This window comes from Thioclava sp. FR2 (assembly GCF_051200875.1).
Lineage (GTDB): Bacteria > Pseudomonadota > Alphaproteobacteria > Rhodobacterales > Rhodobacteraceae > Pseudotabrizicola.
Genome location: NZ_CP195191.1, coordinates 3,134,242 through 3,151,098 on the forward strand (window position 1 = coordinate 3,134,242; position 16,857 = coordinate 3,151,098).

The following is a 16,857-nucleotide window of genomic DNA, read 5'->3' on the forward strand; positions in this document are numbered from 1 at the left end:
AGCCATGACCCGGGTTTTCATTGATGCCGATGCCTGCCCCGTCAAGGCCGAGGCCGAGCGCGTGGCGACGCGGTATCAGGTGGAAATGCTGGTGGTGTCGAACGGGGGGATAAGGCCCTCGGCCAACCCGCTTGTGCAATCTGTCTTTGTCGCCGATGGGCCGGATGAGGCGGATAGGTGGATCGCCAGCCATTGCGGGGCGGGGGATGTGGTGGTGACAGGGGATATTCCGCTTGCGGCCAAATGCGTCGAGGCGGGCGCGGCTGTGGTCAAGCACAATGGCGAAGAACTGACGGCGCGGAATATCGGAATGGCACTGGCCACGCGGGATCTGATGCAGGATTTGCGCAGCGCCGATCCGTTCCGTCAGGGCGGAGGCAAGCCGTTTTCCAAGGCGGACCGGTCGCGGTTTCTGGATGTGCTGGACCGGGTGGTTCGTCGTCTGAAAGGCTGAATGCGCCGGATCGTGTCGGGGATAGGCTAGATGCTTGCGTCTGGGGGCGGTTCACTGGCCGCATGTCGGCTTCATCCCCTGCCCCCCGCGCTCTCCCACCTGTCAACACTACCTTGACCGGAATTTTGCTGGCCCTTGGCGGGTCCGTGACTCTGTCCATCAACGATGTGGCAATCAAGTTCTTGTCGGGGGAATACCCCCTGCATGAGGTGATCCTGTTCCGAGCACTGATCGGGCTGGTCTTTCTGGCCGCTTTGATCCGTCTTTCGGGCCAAAGCTTTGCGTTGTTCAAGACCCGTCGCCCGATGGACCACCTGATCCGGGTCAGCATCGTCATGGTCTCGAACGTGACCTATTTCCTTGGGCTTGCCGCGATGCCTTTGGCAGATGCTGTGGCCGTGGCCTTTGTCTCGCCCCTGTTGGTGACGCTTTTGTCCGTGGTGTTGCTCGGGGAAAGTGTTGGGCCGCGTCGTTGGGCGGCGGTTGCGGTCGGTATGGTGGGCGTGCTGATCATGCTGCGGCCGGGGGCAGGTGTCATTCAGCCTGCGGCGATCCTCGTGTTGATTTCCGCTTTCTGCTACGCGTCCAGCCACATGATGACGCGAAAGATGCGCGGCACCGAAAGCGCAATCACGCTGTCTTTCTATGTTCAATGCGGTTTTGTGCTGGTCAGCCTGTCGATGGGTCTGGTGGCTGGCGATGGCAAATTCGCAGGCTCCAGCGACCCGTCCTTGGCGTTCCTGTTCCGTCCTTGGGTCTGGCCTGCTGCGACCGATTTGCCAGCCTTCGCAGCAACCGGCTTGGCGGTTGCCGTTGGGGGGCTGATGATTTCGCAGGCTTACCGCGTGTGCGAAGCTGGGCTGATTGCGCCCTTTGAATATGCTGGCATGCCTATGGCCATCTTCTGGGGCGTGCTGATTTTCGGCACATGGCCCGACTTGACCGCTTGGGTCGGGATTGCGCTGATCTGCGGAGCAGGGCTTTATACGCTCTGGCGCGAAACCATTCGCAGGCAGCAGGAGACGAGATTTGACACCCGAAGCGGTCGTGTTTGACATCGGCAATGTGCTGATCGAGTGGAATCCAGAGCGATTTTACGACAGCCGGATTGGGCCCGATCGGCGCAAGCGCATGTTCGCCGAGGTGGACTTGCACGGCATGAATGACCTGATCGACGCAGGCGCGTTGTTCAAGGAAACCATTGATGACTGGGCCCTGAAATATCCGGACTGGACGACCGAAATTCGATGGTGGTTCGACCATTGGATCGACATGGCCAGCCCAAGGATCGAAGGCTCCATTGCGCTCATGCGGGCGCTGCGCGCTAAGGGCGTGCCGGTTTTCGCGCTGACGAACTTTGGCATTCATTCCTTCGCCTATGCGCAAACCCAGTATGATTTTCTTTCAGAATTCGACCGTGCCTATGTCTCTGGACATATGGGCGTGATCAAGCCGGATGCGGCCATTTATGCGGGGGTCGAGGCCGATTGCGGGATTGCACCGGGGCGTTTGATCTTTACCGATGACCGGGCTGATAACATCGCGGCGGCCGCGGCGCGGGGCTGGCAAACGCATCTGTTTACTGGATGGCAAGGATGGGCGGAGCGCTTGGTGCAGGCGGGATTGGTGACAGAAAGAGAAGCGGGGATCTGACGATGCAGGTGATCGGAAAAGAGGCCGAGGCCCATATGACATGGGCGGGATTGATGGCGGCGATCGAGGCAGGCCATCGGCGCCCCCGTGCCGAGATCAAGGATATGTTCCTGTATCGCGGCGCTGACACGATCTTGAACCGGGCTGCCTGGATCGACGGTCTGGCACAGCTGGTCAAGGTGGCCACGGTGTTTCCCGGCAATGCGACGCATGATCTGCCGACGATCAACGGGGCGGTGACGCTGTATGACGACAAGTCGGGCATGTTGAAGGCGCTGATTGATTTTCACTTGGTGACCAAGTGGAAAACCGCAGGGGACAGCCTACTTTCGGCGCGACGGTTGGCGCGGAAGAACAGCCGCAAGATACTCTTGGTCGGTGCGGGGACGGTGGCGCGGTCGATGGTCGATGCCTATTCCAGCATTTTCCCAGATGCGGAATTCACCATCTGGAGCCGCACCCGCGCCAGTGCCGAGGCGATGGGGCATTCCGTGGCGGATGATCTGGAAGCTGCGGTCAAAGCGGCGGATGTGATCTGCACGGCGACCATGTCGCAAGAGCCGCTGATCAAGGGCGCGTGGCTGCAACCCGGCCAGCATCTTGACCTGATCGGCGCCTATAAGCCCGCGATGCGCGAGGTGGATGACGAGGCCATGTCGCGGGCGCGGGTCTTTGTCGATTCCCGTGCGACGACCATTCATCACATTGGAGAGTTGATCGAACCGATCAAATCCGGCGCACTTTCGGAATCGGATGTGATTGCCGACTTCTATGATGATCCTGCCGCCTATTCTCGGCGGTCTGATCAGGAAATCACCATTGCCAAGAACGGGGGGGGCGCGCATCTGGACCTGATGACAGCCGATTATATCGCCGGGGTCTGGGCCAAGGCCGGGAAATAGGGCCATGGGGCAGGTGACGGGCGGGTGCCTTTTTGGGGCGGTGCGGTTTGAGGCGATGGGGGAACCCTATCGGGTGGGCCTCTGTCACTGTCTGGATTGCCGCAAGCATCATGGGGCGCTGTTCCATGCCTCGGCCATTTTTCCCGAAAACGCGGTCACGGTCACAGGGGAGACCCGGTCTTTTCGCGGGCGGCATTTCTGCCCCGATTGTGGATCGCCGGTCTTTGGCTGCTCGGGCGATGAGGTGGAGGTGAATCTGGGCGCGCTGGACGCGCCAGATCAGTTCCGGCCAACCTACGAGCTGTGGACCGTCCGGCGCGAGGCGTGGTTGCCCGAGTTTCCTTTGGCGCGGCATTACGCGCATAACCGCGAAAGTGACGGCCGCAGCGAGCCATAGAGTCAGGCGCGCAGGGTAAAGCCGCGGGCAATGTGATTGCGGACAAACCAGATCATCAGCACACCGGGAAGCAGGGAGAGGCAGGTCATTGCCATGACCTTTCCGATATCGGTCTGAAACCCGAACATCGCATTGATCGCCATTGTGATGGGTTTGCCCGCCGTGACCGTCAGGATGCGGGCAAAGACCACCTCGACCCATGAAAAGATAAAGCAGAAAAAGGCCGTGACCCCGATGCCCGGTGCGATTGCGGGGATCAGGTGTCTGACAAGAAACGACGGCAGGCTGTGCCCATCCAGAAAAGCGGTTTCGTCAAATTCGCGGGGCACGGCGCGGATGAAACTTTCCAAAATCCAGATCGCGACCGGCAGGTTGAACAGGCAATGCACCAAGGCGATGCCGATGGGCGAGTTCACGAGGTTCAGTCGGGCAAAGAGGATGAAGATGGGCAGCGACAGCACCACGGGCGGTGTCAACCGGAACACCAGCAGGAACAGCAGGAAATGGCGGTCACCGACAAAGCGATAGCGGGCAATGGCATAGGCCGCTGGCAGACCAAAGCTGATGCAAAGCGAAACGTTCAGCAGCACATAGATGGCCGAGTTCACCATTGAGGCGCGCAATTCGGGCGAGGCCAGAACAGCGGCATAGTTCATCAGGCCAAGCGTGCCTTCGGCGATGCCCTGTTGAGGCAGGGTGGCCGTAAAACTGAGCGCGATGGCTTGGGCAAAGGGCAAAAGGATGAACAAGGCAAGCGCCACCAGGGCGAGGAGGCGGGTCATGATGTGACCTCACGCTTGCGGGTGATGCCGACAAAGACCCAGATCACTGTCAGAACCAGCAGGAAATACAGCGTCGCGCGGGCGGCGGCCTGACCGTAGGAAAAGCCTTTGATCTCTTCCCCCAGTTCGATGGAAAGAAAACGGGTTGCGTCCCCCGGCCCGCCTGCATTGATCGCGAAAGCCTCGGTATAGATCATGAAGCTGTCAACGAAGCGCAGAAGAAACACGATGGTCAATGCGCCTGTGATGCGGGGCAATTCGATATAGCGAAACACCGCAAGCCGCGATGCGCCGTCAATGGCGGCGGCCTGACGGTAGGCGTTGGGAATGGCGGAAAGGCCCGCATAGGCCAAAACGACGACCAGACCAAGCCAGTGCCATGTGTCAACCGTCAGGATCAAAGCCCAAGTGTGGAGCGCGGTGAATTTGTAATCGAAGCCAACGGCTGCAAGGCCGGGGCCAAGAAGGCCGGAATTCGGGCTGATCAGGCCTAGCCAAAGCATCGGGATCATATTCCACGGCACCACCAAGGGCAGAGCGCAAAGCATCAGCCCCCAGATTGAAAACCGCCCGCAAGAGAGAAGCAGCAGGGCGACCGCGATGCCAAGCGGTACTTGGATGGCAAGCACCAGACAGGAAAACAACAGGCTGCGGCCCAGCGAGGCAAAGAACCGGTCCGAGCCGATGATGTTTGCGTACCACTCGACCCCGACCCAATGCAGGTCGTTCAGGGAAAAGATGTCATGGAAGCCGAAGTTGAAGACGGCGAGTAACGGCAAGGCGCCAATGACAGCAAGCAACGCAACGGAGGGGGCGATCAGAAACCATGCACGATTGTCGATTGGCCGCATTTCAGTCCTGACATGGGATGGGCGCGCGCCGCACTGGCGGGCGAACGCCCCGACCTTGAAGGGCCAGCACGAACCGCGCAAGCCCTTAGCCACATGGGCAAAGCGTTTGAGATGCAGGCTTTGGGGAATGCGGGAGAAATTTGGTCGGAGCGAGAGGATTCGAACCTCCGACCCCCTGCTCCCGAAGCAGGTGCGCTACCAGGCTGCGCTACGCTCCGACCGTGGGAGGCGGGTTACCCCGTTCCGCAGGGAATGGCAAGGGGGTTTGCCTAGTCCTGCGACGTCCTTTCACCGCGTTTCAGCAAGAGGCTGATGCGCGGCATGAGGCCGGTTTCAGGCCGGGACTTGTTGGCCAGAACGGGCGTATTCTTGGACACTGTCTTGGTGCTTTCCCGAAGGACGATATAGACCCCGCTGGCGATGATCACCGCCGTGCCGATGATTGTGTATTGGTCCGGGTGTTCGTCAAAGAAGATCGCGCCGTAAAAGGCAGCCCAGATGATCTGGGAATATTGCATCGGGGCGACGATGACGGCGGGGGCAGAGCGGTAGGCCGCGATGATCAGCATGGCGGCGACGAATCCCATTCCCGCAATCACGCCGGTCAGGGCCAGATGCCCGATTGGCATAGGCACATAGACGAAGGGCATGGTTGCACCAGTCACGAAAAAGCTGGCCATCATCGGCCAGATCATCAAGACGGCAGAGCGTTCTTCGCCACCAATCTTGCGAACAATCAAAGAGTTGATCGATCCGGTCAGGGCCGCGCCGAGGGCCGCGAGATGGCCCCATGACAGATCGGCAGAACCCGGGCGCAAGACGATGAGCACGCCGACAAGCCCGACAAGGACGGCAAGGCCGCGCCGGATGCCAACCTTTTCGCCCAGCATTGGAATGGCAAGCAGGGTGATCAGCAGCGGCATGGCAAAGAGGATGGCGTAGGTTTGCGCCAGTGGCAGAACGGAAAAGGCATAAAACCCGGCGGCACCGGTGCTGACGGCGGTCAAGGCCCGGATCAGGGACCACCACGGGTGCTTGGGGATCAGGTTTCCGTCGGTCCTGTCGCTCATCAGCATCATCGTGATCAGCGGAAAGCCCAAAAGGCCCGAGAAGAAGATGATCTGGAAGGATGTGTAATCCGAGCCGAGGAACTTAATCACCACGTCATGGGTGGCATAGATTCCAAATGCGGCGAGCGACAGGAGCGCCCCTTTCAGATTCGGACCCATGATGCAGTGTTCCTTTCGGCTCGGGCCAAAATCTGCCCGTTTGCGCTAACCGGCTTTTCGCAGAATCTGGCGCAAGCCTCAACCCGCAACGAAAAAGGCCCGCGTCATGCGCGGGCCTTTCTGAAGGCATTTGCCTAAATTACAGGCTTGCGTCCAGCGCGGCCACGATAGCGTCGCCCATCTGGCTGGTCGAAACCGGGGTTCCACCTTCCGGGCCCATCAGATCGGCGGTGCGAACGCCGTCTGCCAGAACCTTTTCAACGGCCTTTTCGACACGGGTCGCTTCGTCGCCCATATCGAACGAGTAGCGCAGCGCCATTGCAAAGGACAGGATGCAAGCGATCGGGTTGGCCTTGCCCTGACCGGCGATATCCGGGGCCGAGCCGTGGACGGGTTCATAGAGCGCCTTCGGGCGGCCATTGGCCATCGGAGCGCCAAGCGAGGCGGAAGGCAGCATGCCCAGTGATCCGGTCAGCATGGCGGCGGCATCTGACAGCAGGTCGCCGAACAGGTTGTCGGTCACGATCACGTCAAACTGCTTGGGCCAGCGGCAAAGCTGCATGGCGCCAGCATCGGCATACATGTGGCTCAGCTGCACGTCAGGGTATTCCTTGTCGTGGATTTCCTGAACGACGTCACGCCACAGGATGCCCGATTCCATCACGTTGGCCTTCTCCATCGAGCAGACTTTGTTGTTGCGCTTGCGGGCCAGTTCAAAGGCCGAGCGGGCAACGCGAGCGATTTCGGATTCGGTGTAGCGCTGGGTGTTGATGCCCACACGTTCGTTGCCTTCAACGAAGATGCCGCGCGGTTCGCCAAAATAGACGCCCGAGGTCAGTTCGCGGACGATGACGATGTCGAGGCCGGCGACGACTTCTTTCTTCAGCGAGGAGAAATCGGCGAGCGCATCGAAGCACTGGGCCGGACGCAGGTTGGAAAACAGGTCCATTTCCTTGCGGAGGCGCAGCAGGCCACGCTCGGGCTTTACGCTGAAGTCCAGCTTGTCATATTTCGGGCCACCCACGGCGCCCAGAAGAACAGCGTCCACTTCCTGTGCCTTGGCCATCGTGGCGTCGGTCAGGGGGGTGCCATGGGCGTCATAGGCGCAACCGCCGACGAGATCTTCGCTGACGTCAAAATGCGTGCCACGCTTGTCACCCATCCAGGTGATGATCTTTTTCACTTCGGCCATGACTTCGGGGCCGATGCCGTCGCCGGCGAGGATCAGAAGAGAGGGATTTGCCACGGGAAGGCTCCTGTTGATCGGGTTGCCAGCGGCCTAGCCAAGCTCTGCCCCGGGGTCAAGGGATTTGGGGTTGCGAAGCGCTGCGGCAAGGTGATCCCAGACCAATCTGACACGCGGCGACCGTGCCAGAGGGCGGGCCGACGCCAGCCAGAGGGGAAGGTCAGGCAACTGAAGGAAAGGGGCGATGCGTTGGACGGTCGGATCAGCGTCCCCGATCCGGGTTTGCATGGCGCCGACCCCCAAGCCTGCCCGCACGAGGTTCCAGTAAACCAGTTGGTCATCGCAGCGGATGGGAAAATCCTCGCGTGTTCGGGTGATGCCTATATTCGCCATGATCCGCAGGATCTGGTCATTGCGGTCAAAGCCGATGATCGGCATGGCCAACAATGCGTCAGGAGTCTGCGGGATGCCATTCAGGTGAAGCAAGGCGGGTGCCGCATAAAGCCCGATGGGCAGGTCTGTGACGTGGCGAATGGTCAGGTCTGGCTGCGTGGGGCGATACATCCGCAAGGCAATGTCGGCATCTTGGAACAAAAGGTTCTTGGAGGTATCCGAAGGCACAAGTTCTATCTGTATCCCCGGTGCAATGCGTCGGAGGTCAGCCAGAATTGCGGGCAAAAGATAGTGTGCGACGACGCGGCTTGCCGTGATCCGAACGGTGCCTTCCAACTCCGGCGATTCGGCAGCGGCGGCAAGGGCCAAATGGGCTGCTGCCAGTTCCATTGACTGCGCCATGGGCAGAAGTTCCAGTCCCAGAGCGGTGAGCGACAGTCCTGTGGCCTCTCGGCGGAACAGGTCTTTTCCAAGCTGCTGTTCCAGGCTTCGGATATGGCGGCCCAAGGTGGGCTGGCTGATCCCAAGCGCCCGAGACGCGGCAGACAGAGACCCTGAACGTGCGGTCGCGAGAAAGGATCGAATGAGAGACCAGTCGGGTTGTTCCATTCATTTATGAATACCCATCAAAGGTTTTCATGCAATTCTATTCTATCATGCGTCAGGCTATATTTCCCGAAACGGGAGAACAAGACATGGCAAAAACAGCATTGATTCTGGGCGCATCAGGAAGTTTCGGCGGGGCGATGGCGCGTGAACTTGAATCGTCAGGTTGGACTGTTCGGCGATGGAAACGCGGAACCGACATGGTCGCGGCGGCAGAAGGGGCCGATTTGATCGTCAACGGTTTGAACCCGCCGAATTATCATAACTGGTCGGAACTGATCCCAAAGATTACGTCCGATGTGTTGGCTGCGGCGAAGGCAAGCGGGGCAACCGTCTTTGTGCCGGGGAATGTCTATCCCTTGGGCAAAGAACCTGCCCCGTGGTCGGCAGAAACGCGGCATCGGCCGGTAAGCCGGAAGGGCGCAATCCGGGCGGCGATGGAAAGCAGATATCGCACGGCGGCAGAGGCCGGCGAAGCAAAAGTCATCTTGTTGTGTGCAGGGGATTTCTTGGGAACCGATCCGCGGCTGGCGATCAATCAGGTGATGTTGCGCCCCGTGGCCAAGGGCCGTGTCAGTACCCTTGGCGCCCCTGACGTTCGGCACGCATATGCCTATTTGCCTGATATGGCCCGGGCAGCCGTTTCGCTTTTGGCGCGAGACGATCTTCCTGCCTATCTCGACGTTCCCTTTCCCGGTCACAGCTTTACGACCGCCGAACTGGCCGCGATCGTCGAAAGGCTGACTGGGCGTCGAACCGTCATTTCCAGATTTCCGATATGGGTCTTTGCGGTGCTTTCGCCTTTTTGGGAGATGGCGCGAGAACTGCAAGAAATGTTGTATCTTTATGAGCACCCCCATTGGATGGAGGCGCGTACCCTCCGCCGCTGGGTGCCGGACTTCAGCGAAACGCCGCTTGAGACCGTTGTCGCGCGATTGCTGGCGGCAAAAGGTATTCAGTCTTCGAATTCAACCCAGATGGGATGATGCCTTGCGCCCTCTGGTCGTGGCTCTGTCCGGCTGTCAGTGATGGTCAAGGACGCGTCGGGCAGAATATAGGCCGTTCGCAAGGTGCCGACTTGGCCGCCATAATCCGATGTGTCGCCCATCAAAGGAGAGTGCAGGCGAGGATCGCTTAAAAGCGCCCGAATTGGTGCGTGATCCCCATCGCCCTTTTCTGGGTCCACATTGCCTTGTCCGATCAGGGCGAAGGAAGTGGTCGGCGGATCAAATGGAACCTTGCCGTCCAGAAACAAGGTCCAGAACCGAGTTTCATCAGCGTTCCGTTTGCCATTGCGATCTTCTGGCCCGTCAAATGCCGGGGTTGTTGCATGCCACGTCAAAAGCGAGAGGTGTCGCCCAGAATCCAACAGAATGGCTGTCTGGTGATGGCCGTTCGTCGACAGCTTGAGGATTTCAACCGCGCCTTCGGGAAGGGGCGGCAAATGGGCCTTGGGCAGATCTTTCCAAAGCAAGTCAGAAAAATCCTTTCCCTGATCGGCGAGGATCGGAAATCGCGACAGGATGGCCATGGCACCTTGCCCCGGGAACTGGCCAAAACCTTGGGAATCACGTGCTTCATCGACCCTGCCATTTCCATCCAGATCATAACCGGTTGGGACGCCCGCATTTGACCGGAGTGGAAGCAAATACGGGTAAGGGGCTGGCAAGCGATTGTTCAGCGCCGTCAAGGCGATTGCACTGGTGTCAAAATCAAATCCCGACAGAACAAGGATGTCGGCATCAAGTGCGGTTATCGCAGATACGACGGTCACGATATCGGGCTTGGAGCCACGCATGGCATCCTGGGCCAGCAGTCCCGGCCCGCGGCGTTGCAAATCGGCGTTCCAAAACCCCAATCGTACAGGGTCAGCACCAGCAGCATGGGCAAGCGCAGACAGGAGCAGGGCAAGGCTTATGCGGTGGCCAAACCGTTTTCTTCTGCCCGGTCGTTGGCCCGGCGTGCTTCTCTGATCATCTCGGCGATGCGCCCAATGGCAATGCCGCGCATGAAGAGGCTTGCCGGAAGGAAAGACCATGCTGTGACTGTCCAGACCAAGGTTTGCGATGAGGTCACCTCGAACGGGTTCGCGGATGGTGACGAGAGTGTAACGACAAACGGAATGGCGAAGGGTAACAGAAAACCCAAGGCAATGTTGATGCGTCCATCGCGCTCAAGCCGCAGCACCACATCGCCGCCGGCTGATGGGTCAAAGGTCGGAAGATTGATCCAGACGTTAAAGGGGCGCGATTTCTGTGGCCAGCCGCCAAAGCGCAGCGTGGCGACGAATACGGAAAGACAGATCAGCGAGGTTAAATATGCTACCCCGGCGGCTTGGCGCACCATATCCACATGGCTTGCATTCGAACCGTCGGTCAAGGTCAGAGTCACCAGGCGCACAGGCGAATAGGGGAAGTCCATCGCGCGGCCAATCAGGTAACCAACGGCGTGAACGAATTCGGTCAGGCTGGTCGGATTCTGAAGCCCGGCCTGAAGCAAGGTAAGGCCAAGGACGGTCAGGAATAACATCAGAAAGCGCAGCCGGTTGAACGGAGGCGCATCCCGAAATTCGATAACCGTTGGGAATTCCGCATTATATTCGGCAAAGACCAGTGCCCCGGCAAACAGGGCAAAAAGCGCAACCAATTGCTTGGTGTCGCCCGTGATGCCTGGAAGCAGAAACGAGGGTGCCGTGATCACGACCACCACAAGAAACGCCCGCACCAATGCCCCGGAAACCCGTGAACCCACAGTCGTCTTACCTTCCTTGCGGCCGGCATCCGTACTTTGCGGAAGCCTTTTGCCGTCGATCCCGCCCACTTTGTGGCGGACTGCCTCAATCCTGCCCAATTTGTGCCTTCTTTCGCTTGCCCGAGCAATCCGTTCGGATAGTTTCCTGTGGCATTAAGGCACTTTCGGGGAAAAACTGTCGCCGGATTGCATCAATCTTGAGCCAAGAAAAAGGCCGCCCCAAGGGGCGGCCCAAGATATTGTGTGTGTTGGGTTATTAGGCCCAAGGACGCAACGCGGCGTTCTTTGCCTCGAAGCTGTCGATCGAGGCAGCCTTTTCCAGAGTCAGGCCAATATCGTCCAGCCCGTTGATCAGGCAGTGCTTGCGGAACGGGTCCACGTCAAAGCCGATCTTGGTGCCGTCTGACAGCGTAATGGTCTGATCTTCAAGGCTGACTTCGATTCGGGCGTTCGATCCCTTTTCGGCGTCCTTCATGCACAGGTCGCGCTCTGCCTCGGGCAGGACGATCGGCAGAATGCCATTCTTGAAGCAGTTGTTGTAGAAGATGTCGGCAAAGCTGGTCGAGATCACACAGCGAATACCGAAGTCGGCGATGGCCCAAGGCGCATGTTCGCGCGATGAGCCGCAGCCGAAGTTATCGCCGGCAACAAGGATCTGCGCATCGCGGTACTGCGGCTTGTTCAGGACGAAATCGGCGATTTCGTTGCCTTGGCGGTCATAGCGCATCTCGTCGAACAGGTTCACCCCAAGGCCCGACCGCTTGATGGTCTTCAGGAATTGCTTGGGAATGATCATGTCGGTGTCGATGTTGACCAGCGGCATGGGGGCGGCGATGCCCGAGAGAGTGGTAAACTTATCCATGTTCGTTGCCTTTCCTCAGACCGTCTCGCCCATCATTTCGCGCACATCGGTCAGGTGACCGGTGATGGCGGCGGCGGCGGCCATGGCGGGGCTCATCAAGTGGGTGCGGCCCTTATAGCCCTGACGACCTTCGAAGTTGCGGTTCGACGTCGAGGCGCAGCGCTCGCCCGGGGCCAGTTGGTCCGGGTTCATCGCAAGGCACATCGAGCAGCCCGCCAGACGCCATTCGAAACCGGCATCGATGAAGATCTGTGCCAGACCCTCTTCTTCGGCTTGGGCGCGGACAAGGCCCGAACCCGGCACGACCATGGCGCGCAGGCCGTCCTTGATCTTCTTACCCTTCAGCACGGCAGCAGCAGCGCGCAGATCTTCGATCCGGCCATTGGTGCAAGAGCCGATGAACACGGTGTCGATCTTGATGTCGGTCAGCTTTTGACCGGCGGTCAGACCCATATAGTCGATCGAACGCTTTGCAGCCTCGACCTTGCCACCGGTAAAGCTTTCCGGAGCAGGAACGGTTGCGGTGATCGGCAGCACGTCTTCGGGCGAGGTGCCCCAAGTGACGACCGGAGCGATGTCTTCGCCCTTGATGGTGATGACCTTGTCGAAATGCGCGCCTTCATCGGTGAAGAGCGTCTTCCAATAGGCCATTGCGGCTTCCCACTTGGCACCCTTCGGAGCGTGCGGGCGGCCCATGCAATAGGCAAAGGTCTTTTCATCGGGCGCGATCAAGCCGGCGCGGGCGCCGCCTTCGATGGCCATGTTGCAGACCGTCATCCGGCCTTCCATCGACAGTTCGCGGATCGCTTGGCCGCAGTATTCGATGACATAGCCGGTGCCGCCAGCGGTGCCGGTGGCGCCGATGACCGACAGGGTGATGTCCTTGGCGGTGACGCCGGGGCGCAGCGACCCGGTGATTTCCACCTTCATGTTTTTAGACTTCTTCTGGATCAGCGTTTGCGTCGCCAGAACGTGTTCAACTTCCGAGGTGCCGATGCCATGGGCCAGTGCGCCGAAGGCACCGTGGGTCGCGGTATGCGAGTCACCGCAAACCACGGTCATGCCCGGCAGCGTCCAGCCCTGTTCGGGGCCGACGATGTGGACGATGCCCTGACGGACGTCAGACACCGGGTAGTAGTTGATGCCGAAATCCTTGGCATTCTTGTCCAGCGCCTCGACCTGAATGCGCGATTCTTCGGTCATGGTCGCGGCATTGGCGCGGTCCAGCGTTGTCGGGACGTTGTGGTCCGGCACAGCGATGGTCTTCTCTGGTGCGCGCACTTTGCGGCCCGACATGCGCAGGCCTTCGAACGCCTGCGGGCTGGTCACTTCGTGAACCAGATGGCGGTCAATATACAGCAGGCAGGTGCCGTCTTCGGCTTGGTGGACGACGTGGTCGTCCCAGATCTTGTCATAGAGCGTACGAGGAGCCATGGCTCTCACCTATTCTTTGGATGGCTTTGGAAAAGGATCGTCAATTGCGCGGCATTTCGGGCGCGCTGGCACCCGGCCGCATCAAAGGCGGGCAAGGATGTTGCGGGTCATGCCGAAAAAGCGGGCTGGCAGCCGCGCATGATCGGTGATGTTGAAATAGATGAACCCGTGCATGGCCCGCGATATACGCCCGAATCCCCTTTCAGGCAAGCGATCCGGCAGAGCTGTCGCGCTCGACCTTTAGCTTCTCGTTCAGGACGCGCACTTCGCGCTGCGGGAAGGGGATAGAGATATCATTCGCCTTGAACGCATCCCAAAGAGACAGGAAGACTTCAGAGCGGATATTGGCCAGACCGGCGGTTGGATCGGTGATCCAGAAACGCAGGACATAGTCGACCGAGTTGTCGCCAAAGCCCGTGACATGGCAGACCGCTGGCTTGGACTTCAGAACACGGTTTACTTTCTCTGCGGCCTCGATGGCGACCTTTCGCACCAGATAGGGGTCGTCGTGATATGAGGTGCCAAAGGCGATTTCGATACGGACGAAATCATTGGAATGCGACCAGTTCACCACTTGTCCGGTGATCAGGTCTTCATTGGGGATCAGGTATTCCTTGCCATCGCGGGTGACGACGCTGACATAGCGTGCGCCAAGGCTTTCGATCCAGCCAAAGGTATCGCCCAGACTGATCACATCCCCCGGTTTGATCGATTTGTCCAAGAGGATGATCATGCCCGAGACGAGGTTGGACACCACCTTTTGCAGGCCAAAGCCAAGGCCCACACCGATAGCACCAGACAGAACCGCAAGGCCGGTCAGATCAAATCCTACGGCCTTCAGACCGATGAAAAAGGCCGCGCCATAGGCCGCAATCTGCATAAGTTTGACCACAAGAACCTGAACCGAAGGGCTGATTTCGTCATTCTTGCGAATGCGGTTTGCGGCCCCTGTTGTCAGCAGACGTGCCGCCGTCACCAAGGCGCCAGTGACGATCAGTGCCTTTGCGATTGTCAGCGCTGAAAGCCGAAAATCACCAAATGTGACGGCGACCGAGTCAAGGAACTGGGTAAAGATCTCAAGGAACCCAAGGTAAAGAAGCGTGACATAGACCCAAGCGCCCCAAGTCACGATCCTCCGAAGGAAGCGGTTCTTGATCAACCGGGCCGTCAATCCGATCAAAAGCCAAGCGGTTCCGATCGTCGCGGCCAATTCCACGATATAGCGCCGCGATGGAAAGGGGTTGATCATCGAGATCACCACAACCGCAGACCATGCAAGCAGAATGAACAAGATCCCGCGCAGGCGCTTGCGCAGCGTGATGATCGTACGGGCCTGCCATGGCTTTAACTCTGCATGGCTACGCGCCCAGTCATCGACCTTTGGAGACAGCCATTTCGCCCCAAGATGGGCGACTGCAAACAGGGTAAGAACAATAGCAACCTGCCACAGTCGGTAAGGTTGAAGCAGCGATATGGCAAAGCCCTGAATTTGCTTTAGCACCTGCTCGGCGCTGGCGATCACTTGCGGGTCGATCAGTTCCATCCGCACCTCATTCTAGCTGTGTTCAAGGTTAGGTTTGCACAAATGGTCCAATGGATCAAATCCGGGGCGGATTCGCGGGGGTGCGCCAGCAAGGCAACCCGAAGGGCAGAAATGCTGTAGGGGAGAGGTCGAAACGACCGGCCACCCGCTTTTTTCGGCAGGACACATGGCTGGTTTTCGGGTCGAAGACCCTTAAAACCCTACGGCAAAAACCGTTTGCTACCATCAAGCCTTGCGAAATGGCGCAATAGAGGTTATGCGCCCGGGCTTTCCCGCCGATCCAAGGTCTGCAATTGTTGAGATTGCAAAACTTGGGTGATATTCTTTTGGGAGAGGCCCGGCACCGGGGCTTTCATCGGTGTGCAACCAGGAGGACGATGTCCTGTCTCATTCTGATCCAGCGACCGGATTGCCGGTCGGTCCGCGGGCAAATCGCATGACGGCCCCGGATTTTTCTGCCGAACAGGTTTTGGAAGCCGTTCTCGCCTCTGTCGACGATGACAAGGCAGAGGACATCGTGCAGATTGATCTGCGCGGACGGTCCGATGTGGCTGATTACATGGTGATCTGCTCTGGTCGGTCGTCGCGTCAAGTGGCTGCGATTTCCGAAAAACTTGCGCAACGTCTGAAGGATACCTTCGGCATTGTCTGCAAGATGGAAGGCAAGGAAACCGGCGACTGGGTGCTGATCGACTCGGCCGATGTGATCGTTCATGTCTTCCGCCCGGAAGTTCGCGATTTCTATCAGCTTGAAAAGATGTGGTTGCCGGCAGGCACTGCTGCGGCGCGCGCGCCAAAGGCCTGATGCGTGTTCATCTTTGCGCTGTTGGCCGGCTGCGGTCTGGGCCAGAGCGCGACCTGATTGACGACTATACCAAGCGGTTTGACCGAACCGGGCGAGGCATGGCGCTTGGCCCGCTTTTGGAGGTTGAGGTCGAAGACAAAAAGAACTTGGGCATGTCCGCCGAGGCCGAACTATTGGGCCGGGCCATTCCATCGGGTTCCCTTCTGGTGACCTTGGATGAACGCGGTAAGGTTCTGAGCAGCCCGGAATTCGCAGCGCAGCTTGAGAATTGGCGAGATGGGGGCCGGCAGGATGTGGCCTTTGTCATCGGTGGGGCCGATGGCATCGACCCCAGTCTGCGCGATCGCGCGGATTTTTCGATCAGCTTTGGCCGGATGGTCTGGCCGCATATGCTGGTTCGGGTGATGCTTGCCGAACAACTTTATCGTGCGGCTTCGATTTTGGCGGGTCTTCCGTATCACCGTACCTGAAACCGGGGCCAGTTTGCCCCATCGTGGCATGGCTTTATATGCCGCTGGCCCAAGCCAGTTGCTCGGGCGTTTCCACAGCGCAGGGCCGGGCAGAGCGCAACCGCAACAGGGCCGAGTCGGGATCCTCGCCCGCGTCCACCATCAGCCGCAGAAGTGCCATGCCAGAGCGTCCGCATCCCCCCATGCAATGCGCCAGAACGCGCCCGCCGTTGGCAAGGATGGCGCGGGCATGGGCCGATGTGTCAGGCCAAGCTGCGGCGGTTTGGCCCGGTGGCGTTCCAAAATCCGGGATCGGAAGATGCACCCAATGAATGCCGTGCAGCGCAAGGTCTGCGGGCAGATCATCTGCGCCCTTGGCGGCAAGTTCTTCGCGTGTGGTCATCGTCAGGACGAGGTCGGGCGACCATTGGACGATGGCGGCCAGATCGGCTTCATAGCGACCGCCACGGCCCGGCATTGGACAGATACCCAACTGGCCACGAAGCAAATCAAGTTCTGCAATCTGGAACGGCATCCTTGTTCCCTTCTGGTGGACGTTG

The 16,857-nt window shown here is 59.2% G+C and carries 19 protein-coding genes and 1 tRNA gene; 8 read left to right on the top strand and 12 right to left on the bottom strand.

From position 1 onward, the window contains the following. Positions 1 to 4 precede the first annotated feature (4 nt). The 5 genes from ACSBLW_RS15015 to ACSBLW_RS15035 all read left to right on the top strand — a co-directional run bounded on the left by ACSBLW_RS15015 (position 5) and on the right by ACSBLW_RS15035 (position 3,406). Positions 5 to 454 (top strand): YaiI/YqxD family protein, encoded by a 450-nt coding sequence (locus tag ACSBLW_RS15015; protein ID WP_435257411.1) that lies wholly within the window; start codon positions 5 to 7, stop codon positions 452 to 454. A gap of 113 nt (positions 455 to 567) precedes the next feature. Then, positions 568 to 1,509, top strand: a complete 942-nt coding sequence (locus tag ACSBLW_RS15020; RefSeq protein ID WP_435257412.1) for a DMT family transporter — start codon at positions 568 to 570, stop codon at positions 1,507 to 1,509. After that, a complete protein-coding gene (locus tag ACSBLW_RS15025) occupies positions 1,484 to 2,107 on the top strand; it encodes an HAD-IA family hydrolase (protein WP_435257413.1) in 624 nt (207 codons plus the stop codon). The genes ACSBLW_RS15020 and ACSBLW_RS15025 overlap by 26 nt, the downstream gene beginning before the upstream one ends. Further along, positions 2,104 to 3,009 (top strand): ornithine cyclodeaminase family protein, encoded by a 906-nt coding sequence (locus tag ACSBLW_RS15030; RefSeq protein ID WP_435260129.1) that lies wholly within the window; start codon positions 2,104 to 2,106, stop codon positions 3,007 to 3,009. The genes ACSBLW_RS15025 and ACSBLW_RS15030 overlap by 4 nt, the downstream gene beginning before the upstream one ends. Before the next feature lie 4 nt (positions 3,010 to 3,013). Continuing rightward, a complete protein-coding gene (locus tag ACSBLW_RS15035; RefSeq protein WP_435257414.1) occupies positions 3,014 to 3,406 on the top strand; it encodes a GFA family protein in 393 nt (130 codons plus the stop codon). Between the two features lie 2 nt (positions 3,407 to 3,408). On the opposite strand, the gene ACSBLW_RS15040 is transcribed toward ACSBLW_RS15035, so the two are convergent. The 6 genes from ACSBLW_RS15040 to ACSBLW_RS15065 all read right to left on the bottom strand — a co-directional run bounded on the left by ACSBLW_RS15040 (position 3,409) and on the right by ACSBLW_RS15065 (position 8,456). Further along, on the bottom strand, positions 3,409 to 4,188 hold the full coding sequence (locus tag ACSBLW_RS15040) for a carbohydrate ABC transporter permease (RefSeq protein WP_435257415.1): 780 nt from the start codon (positions 4,186 to 4,188) through the stop codon (positions 3,409 to 3,411). Continuing rightward, complete coding sequence (locus ACSBLW_RS15045; protein ID WP_435257416.1) at positions 4,185 to 5,132, bottom strand: carbohydrate ABC transporter permease; 948 nt, start codon at positions 5,130 to 5,132, stop codon at positions 4,185 to 4,187. The genes ACSBLW_RS15040 and ACSBLW_RS15045 overlap by 4 nt, the downstream gene beginning before the upstream one ends. Before the next feature lie 48 nt (positions 5,133 to 5,180). Next, positions 5,181 to 5,257 (bottom strand) — tRNA-Pro (locus tag ACSBLW_RS15050). A gap of 51 nt (positions 5,258 to 5,308) precedes the next feature. Next, complete coding sequence (locus tag ACSBLW_RS15055; protein ID WP_435257417.1) at positions 5,309 to 6,268, bottom strand: DMT family transporter; 960 nt, start codon at positions 6,266 to 6,268, stop codon at positions 5,309 to 5,311. A 139-nt stretch (positions 6,269 to 6,407) separates the two neighbouring features. Further along, positions 6,408 to 7,514 (bottom strand): 3-isopropylmalate dehydrogenase, encoded by a 1,107-nt coding sequence (gene leuB / locus ACSBLW_RS15060; protein WP_435257418.1) that lies wholly within the window; start codon positions 7,512 to 7,514, stop codon positions 6,408 to 6,410. Positions 7,515 to 7,547: 33 nt separating this feature from the next. After that, a complete protein-coding gene (locus tag ACSBLW_RS15065; RefSeq protein WP_435257419.1) occupies positions 7,548 to 8,456 on the bottom strand; it encodes a LysR family transcriptional regulator in 909 nt (302 codons plus the stop codon). A gap of 86 nt (positions 8,457 to 8,542) precedes the next feature. Between ACSBLW_RS15065 and ACSBLW_RS15070 the strand changes: the two genes are divergently transcribed. Further along, the gene (locus ACSBLW_RS15070; RefSeq protein ID WP_435257420.1) at positions 8,543 to 9,439 is read left to right on the top strand and encodes an epimerase; all 897 of its coding nucleotides are present in this window, start codon (positions 8,543 to 8,545) and stop codon (positions 9,437 to 9,439) included. Here ACSBLW_RS15070 and ACSBLW_RS15075 read toward each other — a convergent pair. The 5 genes from ACSBLW_RS15075 to ACSBLW_RS15095 all read right to left on the bottom strand — a co-directional run bounded on the left by ACSBLW_RS15075 (position 9,409) and on the right by ACSBLW_RS15095 (position 15,043). Further along, positions 9,409 to 10,311 carry an endonuclease/exonuclease/phosphatase family protein gene (locus ACSBLW_RS15075; protein ID WP_435257421.1) on the bottom strand — a complete coding sequence of 301 codons (903 nt, stop codon included), beginning with the start codon at positions 10,309 to 10,311 and terminating at the stop codon, positions 9,409 to 9,411. The two genes, ACSBLW_RS15070 and ACSBLW_RS15075, sit on opposite strands and share 31 nt — an antisense overlap. Before the next feature lie 56 nt (positions 10,312 to 10,367). Next, complete coding sequence (locus ACSBLW_RS15080) at positions 10,368 to 11,303, bottom strand: hypothetical protein (protein WP_435257422.1); 936 nt, start codon at positions 11,301 to 11,303, stop codon at positions 10,368 to 10,370. 157 nt (positions 11,304 to 11,460) lie between these two features. Next, positions 11,461 to 12,066: a 3-isopropylmalate dehydratase small subunit gene (gene leuD / locus ACSBLW_RS15085; RefSeq protein ID WP_435257423.1), complete on the bottom strand. Its 606-nt coding sequence runs from the start codon at positions 12,064 to 12,066 to the stop codon at positions 11,461 to 11,463. 15 nt (positions 12,067 to 12,081) lie between these two features. Further along, positions 12,082 to 13,500 (bottom strand): 3-isopropylmalate dehydratase large subunit, encoded by a 1,419-nt coding sequence (gene leuC, locus ACSBLW_RS15090; RefSeq protein WP_435257424.1) that lies wholly within the window; start codon positions 13,498 to 13,500, stop codon positions 12,082 to 12,084. Positions 13,501 to 13,702: 202 nt separating this feature from the next. Continuing rightward, positions 13,703 to 15,043, bottom strand: a complete 1,341-nt coding sequence (locus tag ACSBLW_RS15095) for a mechanosensitive ion channel family protein (RefSeq protein ID WP_435257425.1) — start codon at positions 15,041 to 15,043, stop codon at positions 13,703 to 13,705. Between the two features lie 436 nt (positions 15,044 to 15,479). Here ACSBLW_RS15095 and rsfS point away from each other — a divergent pair, with 436 nt between their 5' ends. Both rsfS and rlmH read left to right on the top strand, forming a co-directional pair. Beyond that, entirely contained in the window at positions 15,480 to 15,848 is a 369-nt protein-coding gene (gene rsfS / locus ACSBLW_RS15100; protein ID WP_435257426.1) for a ribosome silencing factor, read from the top strand. Next, on the top strand, positions 15,848 to 16,318 hold the full coding sequence (gene rlmH, locus ACSBLW_RS15105; RefSeq protein WP_435257427.1) for a 23S rRNA (pseudouridine(1915)-N(3))-methyltransferase RlmH: 471 nt from the start codon (positions 15,848 to 15,850) through the stop codon (positions 16,316 to 16,318). The genes rsfS and rlmH overlap by 1 nt, the downstream gene beginning before the upstream one ends. A gap of 34 nt (positions 16,319 to 16,352) precedes the next feature. Here the strand turns inward: rlmH and ACSBLW_RS15110 are convergent, their stop codons facing one another. Continuing rightward, entirely contained in the window at positions 16,353 to 16,832 is a 480-nt protein-coding gene (locus ACSBLW_RS15110; RefSeq protein WP_435257428.1) for a phosphatase domain-containing putative toxin, read from the bottom strand. Positions 16,833 to 16,857 lie beyond the last annotated feature (25 nt).

Coding starts and splice junctions, on each gene's coding strand:
- ACSBLW_RS15015 (WP_435257411.1), top strand. CDS start 5: ATGACCCGGGTTTTCATTGATGCCGATGCCTGCCCCGTCAAGGCCGAG.
- ACSBLW_RS15035 (WP_435257414.1), top strand. CDS start 3,014: ATGGGGCAGGTGACGGGCGGGTGCCTTTTTGGGGCGGTGCGGTTTGAG.
- ACSBLW_RS15040 (WP_435257415.1), bottom strand. CDS start 4,188: ATGACCCGCCTCCTCGCCCTGGTGGCGCTTGCCTTGTTCATCCTTTTG.
- ACSBLW_RS15055 (WP_435257417.1), bottom strand. CDS start 6,268: ATGGGTCCGAATCTGAAAGGGGCGCTCCTGTCGCTCGCCGCATTTGGA.
- ACSBLW_RS15065 (WP_435257419.1), bottom strand. CDS start 8,456: ATGGAACAACCCGACTGGTCTCTCATTCGATCCTTTCTCGCGACCGCA.
- ACSBLW_RS15070 (WP_435257420.1), top strand. CDS start 8,543: ATGGCAAAAACAGCATTGATTCTGGGCGCATCAGGAAGTTTCGGCGGG.
- leuD (WP_435257423.1), bottom strand. CDS start 12,066: ATGGATAAGTTTACCACTCTCTCGGGCATCGCCGCCCCCATGCCGCTG.
- leuC (WP_435257424.1), bottom strand. CDS start 13,500: ATGGCTCCTCGTACGCTCTATGACAAGATCTGGGACGACCACGTCGTC.
- ACSBLW_RS15095 (WP_435257425.1), bottom strand. CDS start 15,043: ATGGAACTGATCGACCCGCAAGTGATCGCCAGCGCCGAGCAGGTGCTA.
- rsfS (WP_435257426.1), top strand. CDS start 15,480: ATGACGGCCCCGGATTTTTCTGCCGAACAGGTTTTGGAAGCCGTTCTC.
- rlmH (WP_435257427.1), top strand. CDS start 15,848: ATGCGTGTTCATCTTTGCGCTGTTGGCCGGCTGCGGTCTGGGCCAGAG.
- ACSBLW_RS15110 (WP_435257428.1), bottom strand. CDS start 16,832: ATGCCGTTCCAGATTGCAGAACTTGATTTGCTTCGTGGCCAGTTGGGT.